General features: G+C 39.4%; 16 protein-coding genes. 3 read left to right on the top strand and 13 right to left on the bottom strand.

Annotation, left to right across the window (positions count from 1 at the left end; translation table 11 throughout):
* Window positions 1-1,214: 1,214 nt before the first annotated feature.
* From FXW34_RS21895 to yhbH, 7 genes are all read right to left on the bottom strand, one after another.
* On the bottom strand, window positions 1,215-4,334 hold the full coding sequence (locus tag FXW34_RS21895) for an MMPL family transporter (protein WP_147536150.1): 3,120 nt from the start codon (window positions 4,332-4,334) through the stop codon (window positions 1,215-1,217).
* Between the two features lie 3 nt (window positions 4,335-4,337).
* Entirely contained in the window at window positions 4,338-4,799 is a 462-nt protein-coding gene (locus FXW34_RS21890; RefSeq protein WP_147536149.1) for a MarR family winged helix-turn-helix transcriptional regulator, read from the bottom strand.
* Between the two features lie 191 nt (window positions 4,800-4,990).
* Entirely contained in the window at window positions 4,991-5,698 is a 708-nt protein-coding gene (locus FXW34_RS21885; protein WP_147536148.1) for an ABC transporter ATP-binding protein, read from the bottom strand.
* Window positions 5,691-6,473: an ABC transporter ATP-binding protein gene (locus FXW34_RS21880; protein ID WP_147536147.1), complete on the bottom strand. Its 783-nt coding sequence runs from the start codon at window positions 6,471-6,473 to the stop codon at window positions 5,691-5,693. The genes FXW34_RS21885 and FXW34_RS21880 overlap by 8 nt, the downstream gene beginning before the upstream one ends.
* Window positions 6,470-7,423: a branched-chain amino acid ABC transporter permease gene (locus FXW34_RS21875; protein ID WP_147536146.1), complete on the bottom strand. Its 954-nt coding sequence runs from the start codon at window positions 7,421-7,423 to the stop codon at window positions 6,470-6,472. The genes FXW34_RS21880 and FXW34_RS21875 overlap by 4 nt, the downstream gene beginning before the upstream one ends.
* A gap of 15 nt (window positions 7,424-7,438) precedes the next feature.
* Window positions 7,439-8,317, bottom strand: a complete 879-nt coding sequence (locus FXW34_RS21870) for a branched-chain amino acid ABC transporter permease (RefSeq protein WP_147536145.1) — start codon at window positions 8,315-8,317, stop codon at window positions 7,439-7,441.
* A 651-nt stretch (window positions 8,318-8,968) separates the two neighbouring features.
* Window positions 8,969-10,144: a sporulation protein YhbH gene (yhbH, locus tag FXW34_RS21865; protein ID WP_147536144.1), complete on the bottom strand. Its 1,176-nt coding sequence runs from the start codon at window positions 10,142-10,144 to the stop codon at window positions 8,969-8,971.
* A gap of 348 nt (window positions 10,145-10,492) precedes the next feature.
* Between yhbH and FXW34_RS21860 the strand changes: the two genes are divergently transcribed.
* Window positions 10,493-11,113 carry a YitT family protein gene (locus tag FXW34_RS21860; RefSeq protein ID WP_147536143.1) on the top strand — a complete coding sequence of 207 codons (621 nt, stop codon included), beginning with the start codon at window positions 10,493-10,495 and terminating at the stop codon, window positions 11,111-11,113.
* An 8-nt stretch (window positions 11,114-11,121) separates the two neighbouring features.
* Here FXW34_RS21860 and cysC read toward each other — a convergent pair whose 3' ends face one another.
* The 5 genes from cysC to FXW34_RS21835 are packed head-to-tail and all read right to left on the bottom strand — an operon-like array spanning window position 11,122 to window position 14,949.
* Window positions 11,122-11,721: an adenylyl-sulfate kinase gene (cysC, locus tag FXW34_RS21855; protein WP_147536142.1), complete on the bottom strand. Its 600-nt coding sequence runs from the start codon at window positions 11,719-11,721 to the stop codon at window positions 11,122-11,124.
* A gap of 3 nt (window positions 11,722-11,724) precedes the next feature.
* Window positions 11,725-12,879, bottom strand: coding sequence for a sulfate adenylyltransferase (sat, locus tag FXW34_RS21850; protein WP_147536141.1), 1,155 nt, complete (start codon window positions 12,877-12,879; stop codon window positions 11,725-11,727).
* Between the two features lie 32 nt (window positions 12,880-12,911).
* Window positions 12,912-13,631 carry a phosphoadenylyl-sulfate reductase gene (locus FXW34_RS21845; protein WP_147536140.1) on the bottom strand — a complete coding sequence of 240 codons (720 nt, stop codon included), beginning with the start codon at window positions 13,629-13,631 and terminating at the stop codon, window positions 12,912-12,914.
* Window positions 13,632-13,669: 38 nt separating this feature from the next.
* On the bottom strand, window positions 13,670-14,197 hold the full coding sequence (locus FXW34_RS21840) for a histidine phosphatase family protein (RefSeq protein ID WP_147536139.1): 528 nt from the start codon (window positions 14,195-14,197) through the stop codon (window positions 13,670-13,672).
* Window positions 14,182-14,949 (bottom strand): phosphosulfolactate synthase, encoded by a 768-nt coding sequence (locus FXW34_RS21835; RefSeq protein WP_147536138.1) that lies wholly within the window; start codon window positions 14,947-14,949, stop codon window positions 14,182-14,184. Before FXW34_RS21835 ends, FXW34_RS21840 begins: the two co-directional genes overlap by 16 nt.
* Window positions 14,950-15,172: 223 nt before the next feature.
* Between FXW34_RS21835 and FXW34_RS21830 the strand changes: the two genes are divergently transcribed.
* Complete coding sequence (locus FXW34_RS21830; RefSeq protein ID WP_246141249.1) at window positions 15,173-16,363, top strand: MFS transporter; 1,191 nt, start codon at window positions 15,173-15,175, stop codon at window positions 16,361-16,363.
* Between the two features lie 15 nt (window positions 16,364-16,378).
* Entirely contained in the window at window positions 16,379-16,669 is a 291-nt protein-coding gene (locus FXW34_RS21825; RefSeq protein WP_147536136.1) for a hypothetical protein, read from the top strand.
* An 80-nt stretch (window positions 16,670-16,749) separates the two neighbouring features.
* Here the strand turns inward: FXW34_RS21825 and FXW34_RS21820 are convergent, their stop codons facing one another.
* Window positions 16,750-18,645: a PrkA family serine protein kinase gene (locus tag FXW34_RS21820; protein ID WP_147536135.1), complete on the bottom strand. Its 1,896-nt coding sequence runs from the start codon at window positions 18,643-18,645 to the stop codon at window positions 16,750-16,752.
* Window positions 18,646-18,855: the final 210 nt, after the last annotated feature.

Below are 18,855 nucleotides of genomic sequence, written 5' to 3'. Positions count from 1 at the left end.
CTTGCCATACAGGCTATCATACCCGCCCCTCAACGTAAATTCGAAATATGTATAGTCCACTAATCAAGATGAAGATTTATGCGAAAAACATTGTTACAGGTTTTTACACAAGAATATGGACTTGACAACGTAAAGCCTGTCTACGTGACCGATTCCGAGGTTAAAACACAAAACCGGGCACGTAGAGCTTGTCTACGTGACCGAATCCGAGGCATAAACACAAATCCGGGCACGTAAAGCTTGTCTACGTGACCGATTCCGAGGTTGAAACACAAAATTGGGCACGTAAAGCCTGTCTACGTGACCGATTCCGAGGTTAAAACACAAAAGCGGGCACGTAGAGCTTGTCTACGTGACCGATTCCGAGGCATAAACACAAATCCGGGCACGTAAAGCTTGTCTACGTGACCGATTCCGAGGTTGAAACACAAAATTGGGCACGTAAAGCCTGTCTACGTGACCGATTCCGAGGCATAAACACAAATCCGGTCACGTAGAGCTTGTCTACGTGACCGATTCCGAGGTTGAAACACAAAATTGGGCACGTAAAGCTTATCTACGTGACCGAATCTGAGGCATAAACACAAGACCGGGCACATAGAGCTTATCTACGTGACCGAATCCGAGGCATAAACACAAAACCGGGCACATAGAGCTTGTCTACGTGACCGATTCCGAGGCATAAACACAAATCCGGTCACGTAGAGCTTGTCTACGTGACCGATTCCGAGGTTGAAACACAAAATTGGGCACGTAAAGACTGTCTACGTGACCGATTCCGAGGTTAAAACACAAAAGCGGGCACGTAGAGCTTGTCTACGTGACCAAATCTGAGGCATAAACACAAAACTGGGCACATAGAGCTTGTCTACGTGACCGAATCTGAGGCATAAGCACAAAACCGGGCACATAGAGCTTGTCTACGTGACCAAATCTGAGGCATAAACACAAAACTGGGCACATAGAGCTTGTCTACGTGACCGATTCCGAGACACAAACAGCCTAGTTTGTTACCAATAAGCCACATTGGTAAAACTTTCTCTTTTGGCGGACTCTATTTTGTTACCAATAGTCCTTATTAGTGACAGATCACAATCCTTCATTAACCCTTTTGTTATCAAAAATATGCATAGTGAATACCTATCTTCAAAATAAAAAAACCAGGCTACTCAATTCAATGGATAGCCTGGTTTAATCAATGATTATGCCTACAATCAATATTTACCTTTCAAAAATGGCCACCAGTTGGCTTTGCCGAATAGCTTTGCCATGACTGGTACAAATAATGGCAAAATAATTAATGCATATAGGAACAAACCAATCAGTACGATCGTGGCAATTTGGAGTAATGACATAACACCCGCTGGCATCATCGCCGCAAATGTTCCACCAAGAATGACTGCCGCAGAAATAATGACTGTTCCCATTTTCTTCATCGACAACAGCATCGCCTCAACTACGCTTAGCTCATGATACTCTTTGAAACGATCCATTAAGAATATGCTGTAGTCAATCCCTAATGCGACTAGAATAACAAAAGCAAAGAATGGAACAGCCCAACTAATTCCTTCGTAGCCTAATAGGTTTACGTAAATCGCTTCGGTAATCCCCATTGATGTGTAATAAGTAATGATCAAAGAGGCAATTAAATAAAGTGGCATGATAAACGAACGTAACATGATAATTAAAATGATTGAAATCCCAATCATCATGAATACAACAGTACGAGAATAGTCTGCGTCAGACATCGCACTTAAATCTGTGTTTGTGCTCGTTATTCCACCAACAGCTACTTTCGCATTTTCTAACTTTGTACCCTTTGTTGCTTTTTCAACTGTTTCTTTAATATCATCAACTTGCGCCATTGCTTCATTTGAATATGGATTGTAATTGAACACAACATCAATCGTCATCACTTTCCGATCAGCTGATAAATACGTATCTAATACTTGCGCAAAGTCCTTACTTGTTAACACTTCATCTGGGATATACATACCCGTAACAGCTTGGTCCGATTTAGCTAAATCCGTTAAATAATCATTAGCCGAAGCTAAACCATCATGAATCTCCGTTAATCCGGTTACACCTTGTCCTAGACCATCAGTTAGTTGGGTCATTTGGCCGCCAAGCCCTGAAAAACCATCCAAGAGCTGCTGTTGACCTCCATTGAGAGTCGTCAAACCATTTGAAAACTGTGAAAGATTGCCGATAACTTGACCTTGACCATTAGCAGCAGCATCTAGTCCAGTCTGAAGTTGGCCAATACCAATTATCAGCTGAGCCATCCCCTCATTCAACTGCTTTTGGCCCGAAACAACCAATGCAAGCTTATCATTTGCAGTCTGAATACCTTTTATAGCACCAGCAAAGTTTGTATTTAGCTCATTGATCCCTTTAAGTAATTCTGTTGTTACTGCCTGTGAATACAAAATATTACCTTTTAACGTTTGATAATCCTTTTCTTCCGCATTTAATTCTGGATGACTTTTCTCAAGTTTCGCAAAAAGCTCGTTAGATGCATTCAACTTCCCAGAAATGTCTTGTAAACTAGTCTCGATTTTTTGATATTGTGATAGAAAGAAAGATAGTCCTGAACCTGCATCCTGGTATCCTGCTAACAACTGTTCACTACCACTTGCAAGTTCTTCCGCTTTTGTCTTTATAAGTTGTAGGTTTTGCTTGATTTCAGCACTACCCATCGAACCTTTCTTCATTCCATCTTCAATCTGGGTTAAGCCTGTTTGAAGCTGACCAACGCCATCTGCTAGCTTAGATGTGCCATTCACTAGCTCTCCAATTCCTGTTGTTGCTTCTTCGAGCTGTGGCTGTGATTTAGTAAGCTCCGTTTCCGCTTCACTTAAACCATCCTTAATTTGCTTAATACCGTCATTTCCTTTGGCAATTCCGTCCTGCAGTGTATTTGCCTGTTTGGCGACAAATAAATCTGTGAGAGGTTCTCCCATCGGTCTAGTGACAGAACGTATTGTGTCAACACCATCAATTTTCTGCAAATCCTGACTAATTTTCTCAGCCAAACCGATGTATTCGCTTGAGTCCATTTTCTCATCATTTTTTATAACAATTTGCGTCGGCATCGCTTGTCCTTCACCAAAGCCATCAGCAATCATATTAAACGCTTTGATAGAATTGGCCTTGTCGCCAACTTCAGTTAATGAGTTGTAGGAAAGCGTACCATCATACGTTACTAAAAATGGAACTGTAACAGCCGCTACAATCAGTAATGAAACAACCGGCTTGGCTAAAGCGAATTTTCCAACAATCTCCCACAGCTTACTGTCTTTATGCTCGAGTTGACCTTTGGCTGGCCAAAAAAGCTTACGACCAAGCACCGCCATGAAAAATGGTACAATTGTCGACAACGCCACCATTAATAGCGCAACACCCACTGCAACTGCAGCAGCTGATTGATAAAGCTTAAAGGTAGAAAAACCAATTGCAGCAAAACCGACCATAACTGCAAGTCCGCTAAAATAAACCGTTTTACCGGCAGTACGATAGGTTTCAACAATCGCATCAGTAATGCTTTCGTGATTAGACATCTCTTCTTTAAATCTACTTAACAGCAAAATACTATAATCTGTTCCGATTCCAAATAGTACAGCGACTAAAAATATTTGTGTATATGAGGAAATCGGAAAATTGATTTTATCGACTAAAAAAGCAACGATGGATTGCGATGCTAAATAGGTAAATCCAACTGTTACTAACGGTACAAACGGCGCTACAACCGAACGGAATACAAGGAGAAGTACGATTAAGATAAACACAACCGTTATTCCTTCTGTTTTCTTTAAGCCTTCCTGCGCATTTGTATTTAGATCCTCATTTACTAACCAATTGCTAGTATAGTAGTGTTCTAGCTCGACATCTTCGAGCGTTTCGTACAGTGCTTGCGATACCTCTTTATCTTCACGATCACCCATATCTACAGTTAGTCTCGTTAGAATCGTTGTGCCATCCTCTGATACTAGAGTATCTTTTAATGATTCTTCGTTAAAATGAGACAATATTTCAGTAATCCCTAGTTCATCTTTATTCTTCTCTAAAAGAGTAATTGCTTCCTTAGCTTCGGCTAATTCACTCTTTGTTAGCTTTTCTTCCCCATGAAAAACAAGGGCAACTGTAGATTCATTTCCGTCCTGTATCTCATTCAAAATTTCTGCCGCTAAAGAGGAGGAGTATCCCTCAGGAACAACCAAATCGCCTTTATCAGCAACCAGTTTGGCCATGTTTGGCGCAGACAAAAATAAGACCGCAGTCACTGCAATCCATGCTAGTAGTACAAACCATCTTCCTTTAACAATCGCTCTCATAATTTATTCCGTCATCCTGCCTTCCTTCGCATTATCAAGGAGTTTTTCCAGCTTTTCATAAGTATTTATGAATGAGTTAATTTCCTCATCGTTAAATTGGGTCATGATGTTTTCAACTAACTGATGAACACGCTCTTCACATTCATTAAAAAGGGCATCCCCCTTGTCCGTAAGTGATAAGTACACGACACGACGGTCTCGCTCATCACGGGTCCTATCAATTAATCCTTTATCAGCAAGCCTTGTAATGATGGCTGTGACTGCACTTTTATTGACAGCAAAGATTTCGGCTAATTCAGTCGAAGTACAGTTTTGCTTTTGCCGAATATAGCGAAGTGTATAATGTTGGTCATAGGTTAGGTCTGAGCCAATTTGATCTTTGATGAGAAATTCAGCCTTTTTTGTTACTGAAAATGAAACTCGAATGTACCTGTTGATTAATTCTTGGATCTTAGAGTTATACAATGTCTCACACCCTTGCAGAATTTAGTTAAACAATTGAACTATTCACGTGTTAAACTATATGACGATTTGCAGCTAAAGTCAATATTAATAATGTTTTTTTAGTAACACTGTTTTGCATATACCGTTGTTCAATAACTATTTTACCCAAACCAAAAAGGCCAGCAGTAAGCTGACCTTTTAAAATTCCACTATTAATGTCCACCCAAGTAGGCTTGCTTCACTTGGTCGCTGGCATTTAGCTCTTCCGCAGTTCCCGATAATACAACTTTTCCGGTTTCAATTACATAGGCACGGTGGGCAATCGATAATGCCATATTGGCATTTTGCTCGACCAACAAAATCGTCGTGCCATCCTTATTGATTTGTTTAATAATATCAAAAATGGTCTTAACTAATATTGGAGCAAGTCCCATCGAAGGCTCGTCCAGAAGTAATAGCTTAGGTCTTGCCATTAGCGCACGGCCCATTGCTAACATTTGCTGTTCTCCACCAGATAAGGTACCAGCCATTTGCTTACTGCGCTCCTTAAGGCGTGGGAATAGCTGATATACTTTTTCAAAATCCTCTTCTATCCCGGCCTTGTCCTTTCTTAAATATGCCCCAAGTTCCAAATTTTCCTCGACGCTCATGTTGGCAAACACACGTCGTCCTTCTGGGACGTGAGAGATTCCGCGTTTTACAATCGTTTGGGCGGGTTTACCGGCAATCGAGACATTTTCGTATAATAGCTCGCCCTGTTTAGGTTTCAATAAGCCAGATATCGTCTTTAGTAATGTGCTTTTTCCTGCACCATTAGCACCGATTAAAGTTACGATTTCACCTTGATTAATCTCTAAGGACACACCTTGTAGGGCTTGGATATTTCCGTAATAAACGTTAATTGAATCAATTTTAAGCATTCTCTGGAACCTCCTCCCCCAAATACGCTTCAATGACTTTTGGATTGTTGCGGATTTCAAGAGGAGTGCCTTGTGCAATTAATTGACCATGATCCAGCACATAAATCCGTTCACAAACCCCCATAACGAGCTGCATATCATGCTCAATTAAAAGCACGGTTAAATCGAATTTTTCTCTAATAAAAGCAATCAAATTCATTAATTCATGTGTTTCCTGAGGATTCATCCCTGCTGCAGGTTCATCTAGTAATAGCAACTGTGGTTGTGCAGCAAGAGCTCTGGCAATTTCAAGCCGCCTTTGCTGACCGTATGGTAAATTTTTTGCTTTTTCATATTTATAGTCATCAAGATTAAATATTTTCAAAAACTCAATTGCCTTTTCCTCCATTTCCCGCTCACCTTTAAAATGAAACGGTAAGCGAAAAATCGAACTAAAAATACCATGCTTAGCATTTGAATGGTAGGCAACCTTTACATTATCAAGAACCGATAATTCATTAAATAATCTAATGTTTTGAAAGGTTCGGCTTATGCCTTTTCGGGTAATCTGGTATGGCTTCAATCCATTCAATCGTTCACCGTTAAAGGTAATCGCACCCTCGGTTGGTACGTATACGCCAGTTAGCAGATTAAAAAAGGTTGTTTTGCCTGCACCATTTGGTCCGATTAATCCAACCAATTCCCCTTTATTCAGCTCGGCGTTTGTTTCAGAGACGGCTTTAAGTCCACCGAATTGAATTCCGACGCGATCGACCTTTAATAATGGAGCTGTCATTGTTTGGCCCCCCCTTCAACACCTTGATGCTTTTTAAAAAATGACGTTAATTCCTTCGTTCCCATTAAGCCTTGCGGACGATAAATCATCATTACGATTAAGACAAAGCTATATATAATCATTCGCGTTTCCGGATATTCTTGCAGGAAGGTAGAGACAATTGTTAACAAAATCGCGGCAATTACAGATCCAGACATCGAACCTAACCCACCTAAAACGACAAAAATTAATATATCAAATGATTTTAAGAAACCAAAATTCGTCGGTTGAATGATGTAAAAATTATGAGCATAAAGTGCCCCAGCAACCCCAGCAAAAAATGCTCCAAGTGCAAAAGCAATAACCTTATAATAGGTTGTATTAATTCCCATGGCATCAGCCGCAATTTCATTTTCACGAATCGATATACAAGCTCGTCCATGGGTTGAATTTGTAAAATTGGTAATCACAACAAGCGTAGCCACCAAACTAATAAACACCCAAGTCCAATTCGTCATGCTGGAGACCTGCATTCCTGCAGCGCCACCGACATAAGGAATATTCAAAAGTGTAATCCTTACAATTTCTCCAAAGCCAAGTGTAGCAATTGCTAAGTAGTCACCTTTAAGTCGCAAACTTGGAATCCCGATAACAAGTCCTGCGATTGCGGCTGCAAAGCCGGCAAGAAGTATAGCGAGTGGAAATGGTAATCCTAGCTTCATTGTAATAATCGCTGATGTGTAGGCCCCCACCGCTAAGAATCCGGCATGTCCTATTGAAAATTGTCCAGTAATCCCGATTACAAGATGGAGACTTACCGCCAGCATAATGTTAATCGCAATCGTAAACAGTGTATTTGTATGATACGAATTCATATATTGTCCTGTAATTAAAAACTGAACAACGAAATAAATAATTACAGCCAGAACCATCGAAAGCCAAAAACCTTTTGTTCTTTTTATCGAAACCATCTCTATTCCCCCTCCCTATACTTTCTCTCGTACGTTTTTACCGAACAAGCCTGATGGACGGAAAATTAAGATTAGAATAAGGACTATAAATGCAACACCGTCGCGCCATAAAGAATAGCCTAATGCACTAACCAATGATTCAATTAATCCAAGCAGTAATCCACCAACCATTGCCCCAGGTATGATTCCAATTCCGCCTAATACCGCGGCAACAAAAGCTTTTAATCCCGGGATAATCCCCATTAACGGTTCAATTTTTATATAATACGTCCCGAAAATAACTCCGGCAGCACCAGCGAGGGCTGAACCAATCGCAAACGTAGCAGAAATCGTTCGATTTACATCAATTCCCATCAATTGTGCCGCTTCTGAATCGAATGATACCGCCCGCATCGCTTTACCGATTTTCGTTTTATGAACAACAAACTGTAGAATAATCATTAAAGCAATTGATATTCCTAAAATAAACAAAGATTGGCTACTGATGGAAACACCGAAAACGTCAATATTCTTTACTGGTAGCACATCACCAGGATACGCTTCCGGCTGCGCCCCCCGAACATAAATCAATCCGTATTCGATTAAAAGAGAAACACCAATAGCTGTAATCAAAGCTGCTATTCTTGTAGCGTTCCGCAGTGGCTTATAGGCTATTTTCTCAATTAATACTCCAAAAATAGCGCAGGCAGCCATTGATATTAGCAATGCTGGAAAAAAGCTTAAATCTAAAATAGTAATAGAATAAAAACCAATAAATGCACCAATCATAAACACATCACCGTGGGCAAAGTTAATTAGTTTAACGATGCCATAAACCATCGTATAACCGAGCGCGATCAGCGCATATATACTCCCAAGCGAAATTCCATTAACAAGCTGCTGAAAAATTTCCATTTTCGCACTCTCCTTTCTTTTTTTTGCATTTGTTATATGTCTTCTAATTTTTCAAATGGAGAGTTTCCCCATTTCTTTAATCTTATTTTAAAATCAAAATATTCTGTAAATTTACTCCGTTGCCACCCTCTTTTTCCTTAGTTGTAAAAAATGGATACTGATAAAAAATAATATTCTGAAAACATTGTACAAAATCTTAAACTTTAAGTCTATATATTATAATAAAATAATTTTTGAAAATTCTTTTTAATGACAATTAAATGACATTTTATTAGATGTTGACATTGAAATTTAATATTTTCGCATAGAAATAATTTTTATATCAAAAAAAAAGGCTCTGTTAAACCTGAATGTTGGTTTCCTCTATTTGAAAATAAGCGGAAAAATTCCGTCTAAATTGGGAAATACCCCTATTTCCTAAAAAATAAGCGGAAATTCTCCGCTTATTTTGTCAAAATCATGGGATTTTGTCCTACTTTGAATAGATAAACGGAATTTTTCCGTCTATTTCAGTACATTTTGCCTCTCCTAGCCACAATAAGCGGAATTTTTCCGTCTATTCATCCTCATAACTACACGAAAATCAACACTGAACTTTAACAAAGCCAAAAAAAAAAAAAAAAACGACAGGTAGCCCCTGTCGTTTTTTGGTCATGCATACATTTTTCCATTGTCCTCTTCTTGTCTAAAAAAGCTTTTCATCGCATGGAAAACATCGGCTTTTTGCTTGAGAATATAGTAGCGGAATTCCTCTTGTTTAATATTTTTGTAGGCAGTCATTAGAGTGGAATGGCGATTATACTGATTGACTTCTCCGTAACCAAACATATTGGAAACCTTCATCAGCTCTTCAACAAGTTTTACACAACGTGCATTATCTGAAGTTAAATTATCACCATCTGAAAAATGAAAAGGATAAATATTATAGCGTTTTGGATCATACTTCTCATTCACAAGCTCAAGCGCTTTCCGGTACGCTGAGGAACAAATTGTGCCTCCACTTTCCCCTCTTGTAAAGAAATCCTCTTCTGAAACAACCTTTGCCTCGGTATGGTGTGCAATAAATTCAATTTCAACAGTTTCATACTTTGTTCGTAAGAAACGGGTCATCCAAAAGAAGAAGCTGCGAGCCATATATTTCTCCCAAATCCCCATGCTACCACTCGTATCCATCATCGCAAGCACAACGGCCTTCGATTCCGGTTTCACCACTTCGTTCCAAGTTTTAAATTTCAAATCTTCACGATAAATTGGGTGGAACCCTGGTGTACCCTGCATCGCATTCCGTTTAAAAGCCGTCATCATCGTCCGCTTTTTATCGATATTCCCCATTAAACCCGTTTTGCGAATATCATTGAACTCGATGTTTTCAACAAGCTCTTCGTTTTGTTCCTTTCTTTGCAGATTCGGAAGCTCTAACTGCTTGAATAAAGCTTCTTCCAATTCCATTAGACTTACCTCTGCTTCGAAATAATCCTCTCCAGCCTGGTCTCCTGCTCCTTGCCCTTTCCCCGGGCCTTTCTGCGCACTTGATCCATCACGGGCGATTACATCACCAATTTGACTTTCTCCATCCCCTTGCCCGACGTGTTTGTTTTTATCATAGTTATAACGGATTTTGTACTCATCAAGAGAACGAATCGGAATTTTAACAACTTCACGACCATTTGACATGATGATACTCTCTTCGGTTATTAATTCTGGAAGGTTATTACGAATCGCCTCTTGGACCTTTTCCTGGTGCCGTTGCTGATCGTCATGGCCTTTTCGATGGAGGGACCAATCTTCTTTGGAAACAATATACTGCTGATTATCTTTTTCGGTCAATTTTACCCCTCCTTTATTATTGATTCACGTTTTTTAATCCATAACATACAATATCCAGAGTGTGCTTAAAAATAATAGAAATGTGGATTACTTTATCCTATGCAAAAAATAAAAATAATTTACTATTTCTTGCTATAAATGATTCATTGTCCTAGCACATTTAGACAAGCACCACTTCTGATGAGTTATATCTTTACACTTCCAGCACTTCGCTTCCAATCAATAAGTTCCAAACCTCTGTTGAACAACTCATATTTGTATTTTCTTCAACATAAAATGGACAAGGAGAAGGAGGCTGATGGTCTTGGGCTGCATTCGTAATTTTTGTAAGGCTTGGTTTCAAATGTTATGAAACGATCTGTTTTCATTTATTTATGCTTATTAGGTGGCGCTATACTCCAGGGCATGGCGATGTCGCTGTTTTTGTTTCCACATTCAATTCCTTCCGGAGGTGCCGCGGGAATCGCTATTTTGCTCAATCATTTTTTTGATTTACCACTTGGATTTTCCTTATGGCTAGCAAATATCGTCTTTCTATTATTTGCGCTAAATTATTTCGGATACACATGGACGCTTAGGACCATTTTCTCTGTAGCTACCACCTCTACTACCGTCAGCTACTTCACTTCTCATATACCGCATCTTCATGTTCATTTGCTATTAGATTTAGCAGCTGGGAGTATTTTCTTCGGATTTGGTGTAGCAATTCTTATCCGCGCCGGAGCCTCTAGTGGTGGTATGGTCATTCCAGCGCTCATGATTGCATCCTATAAAAATTGGCGGCCAGGTAAGGTAATGATGTGGATTAATTTCATTATTTTTATACTGACCGCTCTCGTCATTAATTATAAAATCGTCGTATTTGCGGTTATCTGTCAGTATTTTTCAACAAGCATCATAGATTACATTTATAAACTTCGCTTCAACCAAATTCCGTTTATTGCCTATGGATTAAGAAAAATAAAATGAAGAAGACCCTAGAGGATCTTCTTATCCCTTAAATATTGCAAGATCTTGCCAACGGAATTATCTATAGAATACTTATTCGTTTCAATCATTAGCTCCGGCTGGCATGGCGCCTCGTAAGGCGAGGATATCCCAGTAAAATCAGCTATTTCTCCTTTACGAGCCTTGTGATAAAGCCCTTTAGGATCACGATCTTCACAAATGTCGATTGGGCATTTTACATAGATTTCAATAAATTCATCCGCCTCAAACATTTTACGAACTAGCTCACGATCATTCTGAAATGGTGAAATGAACGCGGTCGAAACAATTTGGCCGCTATCAACGAACAGCTTTGCTACTTCACCAATGCGTCTAATATTCTCCTTTCGATCATCAGCTCCAAAGCTTAAATCACGATTCAGGCCATGGCGAATATTATCGCCATCCAAAACATAGCTTTGATAACCTTGACTATATAGGGCATGATCAACGGCATTTGCCAAGGTTGATTTTCCAGAGCCCGATAAACCGGTAAACCACAACACACAGCTTTTATGCCCATTTAATTGCTGACGGCCCTTTTTTGTGACAGTAGAGTGGTGCCAAACGATATTCCTTTGTCTCTCCATCTTCTACACCCTTAAATTTTTTATATACACTTCCTGCATTCCTTCAATTAATACTTGAACAACCTCTGGTCGACTAAATTCCTTCGGTGGTTGCTCACCATTTTTCAGCATACTACGGACCTTCGTTCCTGATAAAATCACATGATACTCTGAATCGTGAGGACAGGTTTTTTCCGATGCCATGTTCCCACACTTATGACAATAAAAGCTGTGTTCAAAGAACAATGGCTGGATTCCCAATTCTCCTTCTTGGAAGCTACTAAAGATTTTTTGAGCATCGTACGTTCCGTAATAATTACCTACTCCGGCATGGTCTCGGCCAACGATAAAATGTGTGCAACCATAATTTTTCCGAACGAGGGCATGAAAGATTGCCTCTCGCGGCCCGGCATAACGCATTGCTGCTGGGAAAACAGACAAAAATACTCGATTTTTTGGATAATAGTTTTCTAGTAATACCTGATAGCTTTTCATACGGATGTGGCTAGGGATGTCATCGGCCTTTGTCTCACCGACAAGCGGATTTAAAAACAAGCCATCCACCAGCTCCAAAGCTGATTTCTGGATATATTCATGGGCACGATGGACCGGATTTCTAGTTTGGAAACCTACGACTGTTTGCCAGCCAAGCTTTGTAAAAATCTCCCTTGTTTGCTGCGGTGTTAAATGATACTCTGCAAAATCCTTTTCCGGCAGCTTCATCATCGTAATCGGACCGCCTAAATACACGGCTTTTCGCTCAAACAGCTTATTAACACCAGGATGCGCGAGATCCGTTGTCCGATACACCATTTCCGCTTCAAGCTTTTTATCAGGAATATAAATATCTTCAATATTCATCAAACCGTAAACGGTCCCATTATGGGTTAGCTTTATTTTTTCACCTATTTTCAAATCCGGTGCCTGCTTATGATCAATGGAAAGCGTAATAGGAATTGACCATGGTAGACCGTTTGCAAGTCTCATTTTTTTTACGACAGAGTCATAGTCCGCTTTACACATAAACCCAACGAGTGGACTGTAACCACCATTAGCAAGCAACTCTAAATCACTCAATTCCAATCTATCGAGTTTAACTTCCTTTAGTGCTGGATCTATTTTGATACTAGCATCAAAACGATGCACTAACTTTCCGCCATGCGCTTGACTGACACTCACCGTTTCTTCCTCCTAATTATTATCTATAGTGTTTATTCATTGCCGTCTAGGTGGAGGCCACATTCTGTTTTCTTGAAGCCAGCCCATCTTCCTGCTCTAGAATCATTAGTATCCGTTACTTTGGATGTACAAGGTGCACAACCTATACTCGGATAGCCTTGATCATGGAGTGGATTATAAGGGAGCTTGTTAAGCTCCAGGTAAAGGCGAACCTCTTCCCATGTCCAATGAATAAGCGGGCATATTTTGATCTTTTTAAACTTATGATCATGATTTATATATTCAGTTTTGCTGCGCAAAGGGGATTGCTCTCGTCTTAATCCAGATATCCACGCCTTTGCATCAGCCAACGCTTCTGTGAGCGGTACAATTTTCCTCATATGACAGCATAAAGTTGGATTATCCTTCCAAAGCTCTTCACCATACCATTTCGCCTGCTGTGTCAACGACATCTTTGGTTTTACCAGTTCTATTTGCAGTTCGGGATAACGCTTTCTCACCTGCTCAATTAATTCGTATGTTTCTTTAAAATGCAGACCTGTATCGAGAAAAACAATTCGGGCACGTTTATTTATTTTCGAGATGATATCTATTAGAACTATTCCTTCAGCCCCAAAGCTACATGAATAGACGATTGCCTCGCCATATTCTTGATAGGCCCATTTTATTATGTCTAAGTAGTCCTGATGCTTACCCAAGATTTCATTTACTTTATCCTCGTTCCAGGTTTCATACGTCAAAACATCGCTCAAACCGACCCCTCCCTTCTACTTCTCGCTCAACAAACATATTAAAATCGCAAGGTAATGCATTGATTGTTTTCGACGATCATTTTATTCATTTTATTTATATCACCATAGTGATGATAGGAAACGATGGCACGAATCCACGAGCCGTGACCGAAAATTAACAAATTAGTGTAATCTTGATATTTATCCAAAAAGGAAATGACTCGTTTTTCAAAATCAACCAAACTTTCCCCGAGGACCAATTCTCTTGGTGAATCAATCCATTTCCCGTTATGAACAGTCATTAATTTCTCCTTAGAAACTCCTTCAAATGGTCCAAAATCCAGCTCATCAAGCAAACTTTCCGTTTCCGGAACATATCCGTATAGTTTTGCAGTTTGGTGAGTCCGCTTTAATGTGCTAGCCAGAACTATATCAAACGGTGCAAATGCTTTTAGGAGAAGCTTGTTTGCTTCAATTTTTTTCTGAAAGTCTTCACTTACCTCGGTAATCTCAATATCCTTTCTCCCCTGTAGCTTATTGTCTTTATTCCATTTTGTGGGGAGATGGCGAATTAGCGTAATGTGCATTCGGAATCCTCCAAGTAAAAGGTTTCACTCCTCAGTCCTTGCCGCTGCGCTTCCAAAATTACAGCATCCTGTATTTTTACATTCCCTAAATTTACATTTGCTCCAAGTTGTTGGATAAAATACATTTGATGCTTAGCTGTAGGTGCTTCAAAAATAAGCCTTTTATAATCGATATCTTTAACTAATTCTTGGATTAAGTCTGACTTTACCTCTCCATTTTTTCCATAAATGCCCGCAGTTCCAGAATCTCTACCTTCAGTAATAACATATTCACAACCAGCATCGAGGAGTATTTGAATTTCTTCTTTCCATTTGCTTACTGGAAAGTCTTTATTACAGTCTTTAGAGCCAACTTCAGACATTACATGAAAATCCTTTTTCAAAATTGAAATGAGGGAGAGGCGTTCTTCGAGGGGAATGTCTATTGTTCCATTAGAAACTTCGACCCAATCAATTCCTAATATTTTTAAATACCGTATATATTGTGGGATTTTCTGTTGTAAATAACTTTTTTCAAAAAGCGTACCTCCACAATATGGGATGACATTAAATTGTTTATAAAGCTCAATCTTCGCTTTAATATTTGGAGTTACATATGCGGTACCAATGCCAATCTTAGCGATGTCAATATAGCTTGAATAATCATTTAAGATATTCTTAAGCTCCCCAATCGGAGTACCGAAATCAACTATAGATGTTAATCCATAGCTTCTCCGCCCTGTAGTTCTTTTTGGTAAATTTAAAAATTCCATTAGGGAAAACGCCTCCTCAATATTCTAAAATAGACTATTCAAATACTGGGTAAATGTGTAAATAATGGGCGTTTTCCATATACTATCTGGCAAATCTTCATGTATAAACTCATCCACCCTATCAAACAATAGGAAAGCTTTCATCATTAAAGTTAGGGGTGGACATTACTTGGCAACAAAAAAACCTAATGGGTGGACAATTTTAGCTATAGGCTCAATCCCTATGATTTTGGTTCTCGGAAATTCGATGCTTATTCCGCTATTACCAAAAATGAAGACTGAACTAGATGTCTCCCAATTTAAAGTAAGCCTGATTATATCGGTATTTTCGATTGCTGCGGCAATTTCAATTCCGATTTTAGGATATTTGTCCGACCGATTTTCACGAAAAGCGGTTATTATCCCTGCCCTAATTTTGTACGGTAGTGGTGGCCTATTAGCAGGAGCTGCATCTGCCTGGTTTTCCAACGCTTATATGTGGGTACTTGCCGGGCGAGTCATGCAGGGAATTGGCGCTGCAGGGACTGCACCCATTGCAATGGCTTTGACGGGGGATTTATTTAAAGGTGCAAAACAGAGCCGGGTGCTCGGGCTTGTGGAAGCCTCGAATGGCTTCGGAAAGGTAATAAGTCCCATTTTAGGTTCTTTATTTGCCCTGTTATTTTGGTATGCAGCATTTTTTGCCTTTCCTATTTTTTGTCTAATTTCTGTATTACTCACAATCTTTTTCATAAAAGAAAAAAAGGCGGAAAAGGAACCACCACCATTAGGAAAGTATGTAAAAGGGCTTGTTTCAGTGTTTAAAAATGAAGGTCGGTGGTTATTTGCAGCTTATTTTACCGGTGCCACCTGTTTATTTGCATTATTTGGTATTCTTTTTTATATTTCCGATATTTTAGAGAAGGACCATGGAATCGATGGGATTCCAAAGGGTGGGATTTTAGCAATTCCATTATTAGTGATGACAACAACCTCATATATTACCGGTAGTAAAATCGGAAAGAAAATGGGATTAATGAAATCACTGATTGTTTTGGGGACTTTGTTAATGACTGCATCATTTGCAAGCTTAGTCTTCTTTGAAAAATTAGTTCCATTTATCGCTGTACTCGTTGTAAGCAGTATTGGGACAGGACTTGTGCTCCCCTGTATTAATAGCTTTATTACAGGTTCTGTTCCAACTGACAGGCGAGGATTTGTAACTTCCCTGTATGGTTCTGTTCGATTTTTGGGAGTGGCCATCGGACCACCAATATTCAGTACATTAATGGAATGGTCGCGCACTGGTATGTTTTTAACAACAGCTGGGTTGACATTATTTGCAGGACTATTATGTCTCACTCTGATTCACGTTAAGAAAAAGGAACCAACTGACTCAAAGGATAGCTTGTTCGATAAATTACAGTTCTCATAGGAGGAGTTGAATAAAATGCAAATTTATTTTTCACCTGAAGTGATTACATCGACTTTTCAAGTTCTGAATGTAGTGGACTCAAATAGTAAAGCGGTAGGGAATGTTGCTCTTCTTTTTGACGAGAAAAAATTGTACGTATACGGAATTTTGGAGGAAGAAGGGGTTTCGTCAGACTTTAAAGATTTAGTTACTCCATACTTAAAGGGGCTTGCCAAAGCTAAAAAAGGTGTTGAAATCTATTCTTGCTTGTATGTGGGCTGCAAAAAAATAAGCCTCAATGGCGAAGAAGAATCGGAGAAAAAATAATTGTGTCGCGTTCTTGAAACACAGAAAAGCAAGTGAGGCATTTCCCCACTTGCTTTATTTAACGAATCAGAAGAAACTACTTAGCGATTCAATAAGCTTCCGACATAGCGCAGTAATTCATTGGCCGATGTCGTATTATAACCGTGATCATCAACGAGTCTTGCAACTACTTCGTTAATTTTCTTCAATTGCTGCTCATTTGGAGTTTTCGAAGAAGTTGTGATTTTCACGACATCCTTCAAATCAGCAAATAATTTCTTTTGAATCGCTTCACGAAGACGGTCATGAGAATTGTAGTCGAACCGTTTTCCTTTTCGTGCATATGCTGAAATACGAATCAGGATTTCCTCGCGGAATGCTTTTTTCGCATTTTCAGAAATACCGATTTGTTCTTCAATCGATCTCATTAGCTTTTCATCTGGATTAATTTCTTCGCCGGTAAGCTGATCGCGCATCTTCGCTTTGTTGCAATACGCTTCAACGTTATCGAGATAATTATCCATTAATGTCTTTGCGGACTCTTCATAGGAATATACAAACGCCTTTTGAACTTCCTTCTTGGCGATATCATCGTACTCTTTCCGTGCCAAAGAGATAAAATTCAAATAGCGTTCCTTGAGTTCAGTTGTAATCGAAGGATGCTGGTCAAGCCCCTCCTTCAATGAACGCAATACATCCAATGCATTAATAGAAGGGATTTCCTTGCGAATGATAGTTGAAGAAATTCGGTTAATCACATAACGCGGATCAATTCCACTCATCCCTTCATCAGGATACTCCTTCTTCAATTCTGCGACATCGGCTGAATTGAAGCCCTCCACATTTTCACCATCATAAAGGCGCATTTTCTTGATTAAATCAATATCACCTTTTTTCGGTTCCTTCAGGCGCGTTAAAATCGTAAACATTGCCGCAACCTTCAAAGTATGTGGTGCGATGTGGACATTGGCCACATCACTTTCATGAATCATCTTTTCATAAATTTTCTCTTCCTGGGTAACCTTTAAGTTGTACGGAATTGGCATTACGATGATACGTGAGTGTAACGCTTCATTCTTTTTATTAGAAATAAATGAACGGTATTCGGTTTCATTTGTATGCGCCACAATCAGTTCATCCGCACTAATCAGCGCAAAACGACCTGCTTTAAAATTACCTTCCTGCGTTAAAGATAATAAGTGCCATAAGAATTTTTCATCACACTTTAGCATTTCCTGGAATTCCATCATGCCTCGGTTCGCTTTGTTCAATTCTCCATCGAAACGATAAGCGCGCGGGTCTGACTCTGAACCATATTCGGCAATTGTTGAAAAGTCGATACTACCAGTTAAGTCCGCAATATCCTGTGACTTTGGATCAGATGGACTAAAAGTTCCAATTCCGACACGTTTGTCTTCAGAGAAGAAGATTCTCTCAACAAGGACATCCTCTATTCGTCCGCCATATTCCTTTTCGAGACGCATCATATTAAGCGGTGATAAATTTCCTTCGATTCGGATTCCGTATTCCTCAAAGAAATCCTGTCTTAAATGGTGTGGAATTAAATGTAGCGGATCCTCATGCATTGGGCAACCTTTGATAGCAAATAAGGCTCCTCGGTCAGTACGAGCGTACTTTTCCAAGCCTCGTTTTAACATTGTGACTAATGTTGATTTCCCGCCACTGACTGGCCCCATTAATAAAAGGATCCGTTTACGAACATCTAAGCGTTTTGCTGCTGGATGGAAATATTCTTCAACAAGTCTTTCAAGTGGCTCTTCAAGTCCAAACAATTGATTATCAAAAAATTTGTAGTGCTTCCGATTATTAACCTCTTCCACACCAGCATCCTTGACCATATTATAAACTCTCGAATGGGCAGATTGTGCTACCCATGGTTTCTCTCTAACAAGCTCCAAATACTCCCCAAACGTCCCTTCCCACTTCAGCTTCTCTTCCTCAACACGATAGTTCTCAATTTTTTTTAATATATCCATAAGGACCTCCCTCACTAGCGTTTTCAGAGACGACTAATATAATCCTATGCCAAAGTACAAATGAACATGCCTAATCACGTGAAAGGATTATTGTTTAGAAAAAATTTGAACTATTATTCACACTTTTGTGGATATAGGCTATAATAAGGCTTGATTAAATCTGTTTTTTAGGATGGGAGGGTTTTATTAACATGGGTACTATCTTAATCA

This window comes from Bacillus marasmi (assembly GCF_902168435.1).
Classification (GTDB): domain Bacteria; phylum Bacillota; class Bacilli; order Bacillales; family Cytobacillaceae; genus Bacillus_BU; species Bacillus_BU marasmi.
Note: the sequence above shows the minus strand (reverse complement) of the source record. Positions and strands in the feature narration are given on the sequence as shown.

Excerpts from the sequence above, each read along its gene's own strand:
- FXW34_RS21895 (WP_147536150.1), bottom strand. The coding sequence starts at position 4,334 with ATGAGAGCGATTGTTAAAGGAAGATGGTTTGTACTACTAGCATGGATT.
- FXW34_RS21885 (WP_147536148.1), bottom strand. The coding sequence starts at position 5,698 with ATGCTTAAAATTGATTCAATTAACGTTTATTACGGAAATATCCAAGCC.
- FXW34_RS21880 (WP_147536147.1), bottom strand. The coding sequence starts at position 6,473 with ATGACAGCTCCATTATTAAAGGTCGATCGCGTCGGAATTCAATTCGGT.
- FXW34_RS21875 (WP_147536146.1), bottom strand. The coding sequence starts at position 7,423 with ATGGTTTCGATAAAAAGAACAAAAGGTTTTTGGCTTTCGATGGTTCTG.
- FXW34_RS21870 (WP_147536145.1), bottom strand. The coding sequence starts at position 8,317 with ATGGAAATTTTTCAGCAGCTTGTTAATGGAATTTCGCTTGGGAGTATA.
- FXW34_RS21860 (WP_147536143.1), top strand. The coding sequence starts at position 10,493 with ATGAAACGATCTGTTTTCATTTATTTATGCTTATTAGGTGGCGCTATA.
- cysC (WP_147536142.1), bottom strand. The coding sequence starts at position 11,721 with ATGGAGAGACAAAGGAATATCGTTTGGCACCACTCTACTGTCACAAAA.
- FXW34_RS21840 (WP_147536139.1), bottom strand. The coding sequence starts at position 14,197 with ATGCACATTACGCTAATTCGCCATCTCCCCACAAAATGGAATAAAGAC.
- FXW34_RS21835 (WP_147536138.1), bottom strand. The coding sequence starts at position 14,949 with ATGGAATTTTTAAATTTACCAAAAAGAACTACAGGGCGGAGAAGCTAT.
- FXW34_RS21830 (WP_246141249.1), top strand. The coding sequence starts at position 15,173 with ATGATTTTGGTTCTCGGAAATTCGATGCTTATTCCGCTATTACCAAAA.
- FXW34_RS21825 (WP_147536136.1), top strand. The coding sequence starts at position 16,379 with ATGCAAATTTATTTTTCACCTGAAGTGATTACATCGACTTTTCAAGTT.
- FXW34_RS21820 (WP_147536135.1), bottom strand. The coding sequence starts at position 18,645 with ATGGATATATTAAAAAAAATTGAGAACTATCGTGTTGAGGAAGAGAAG.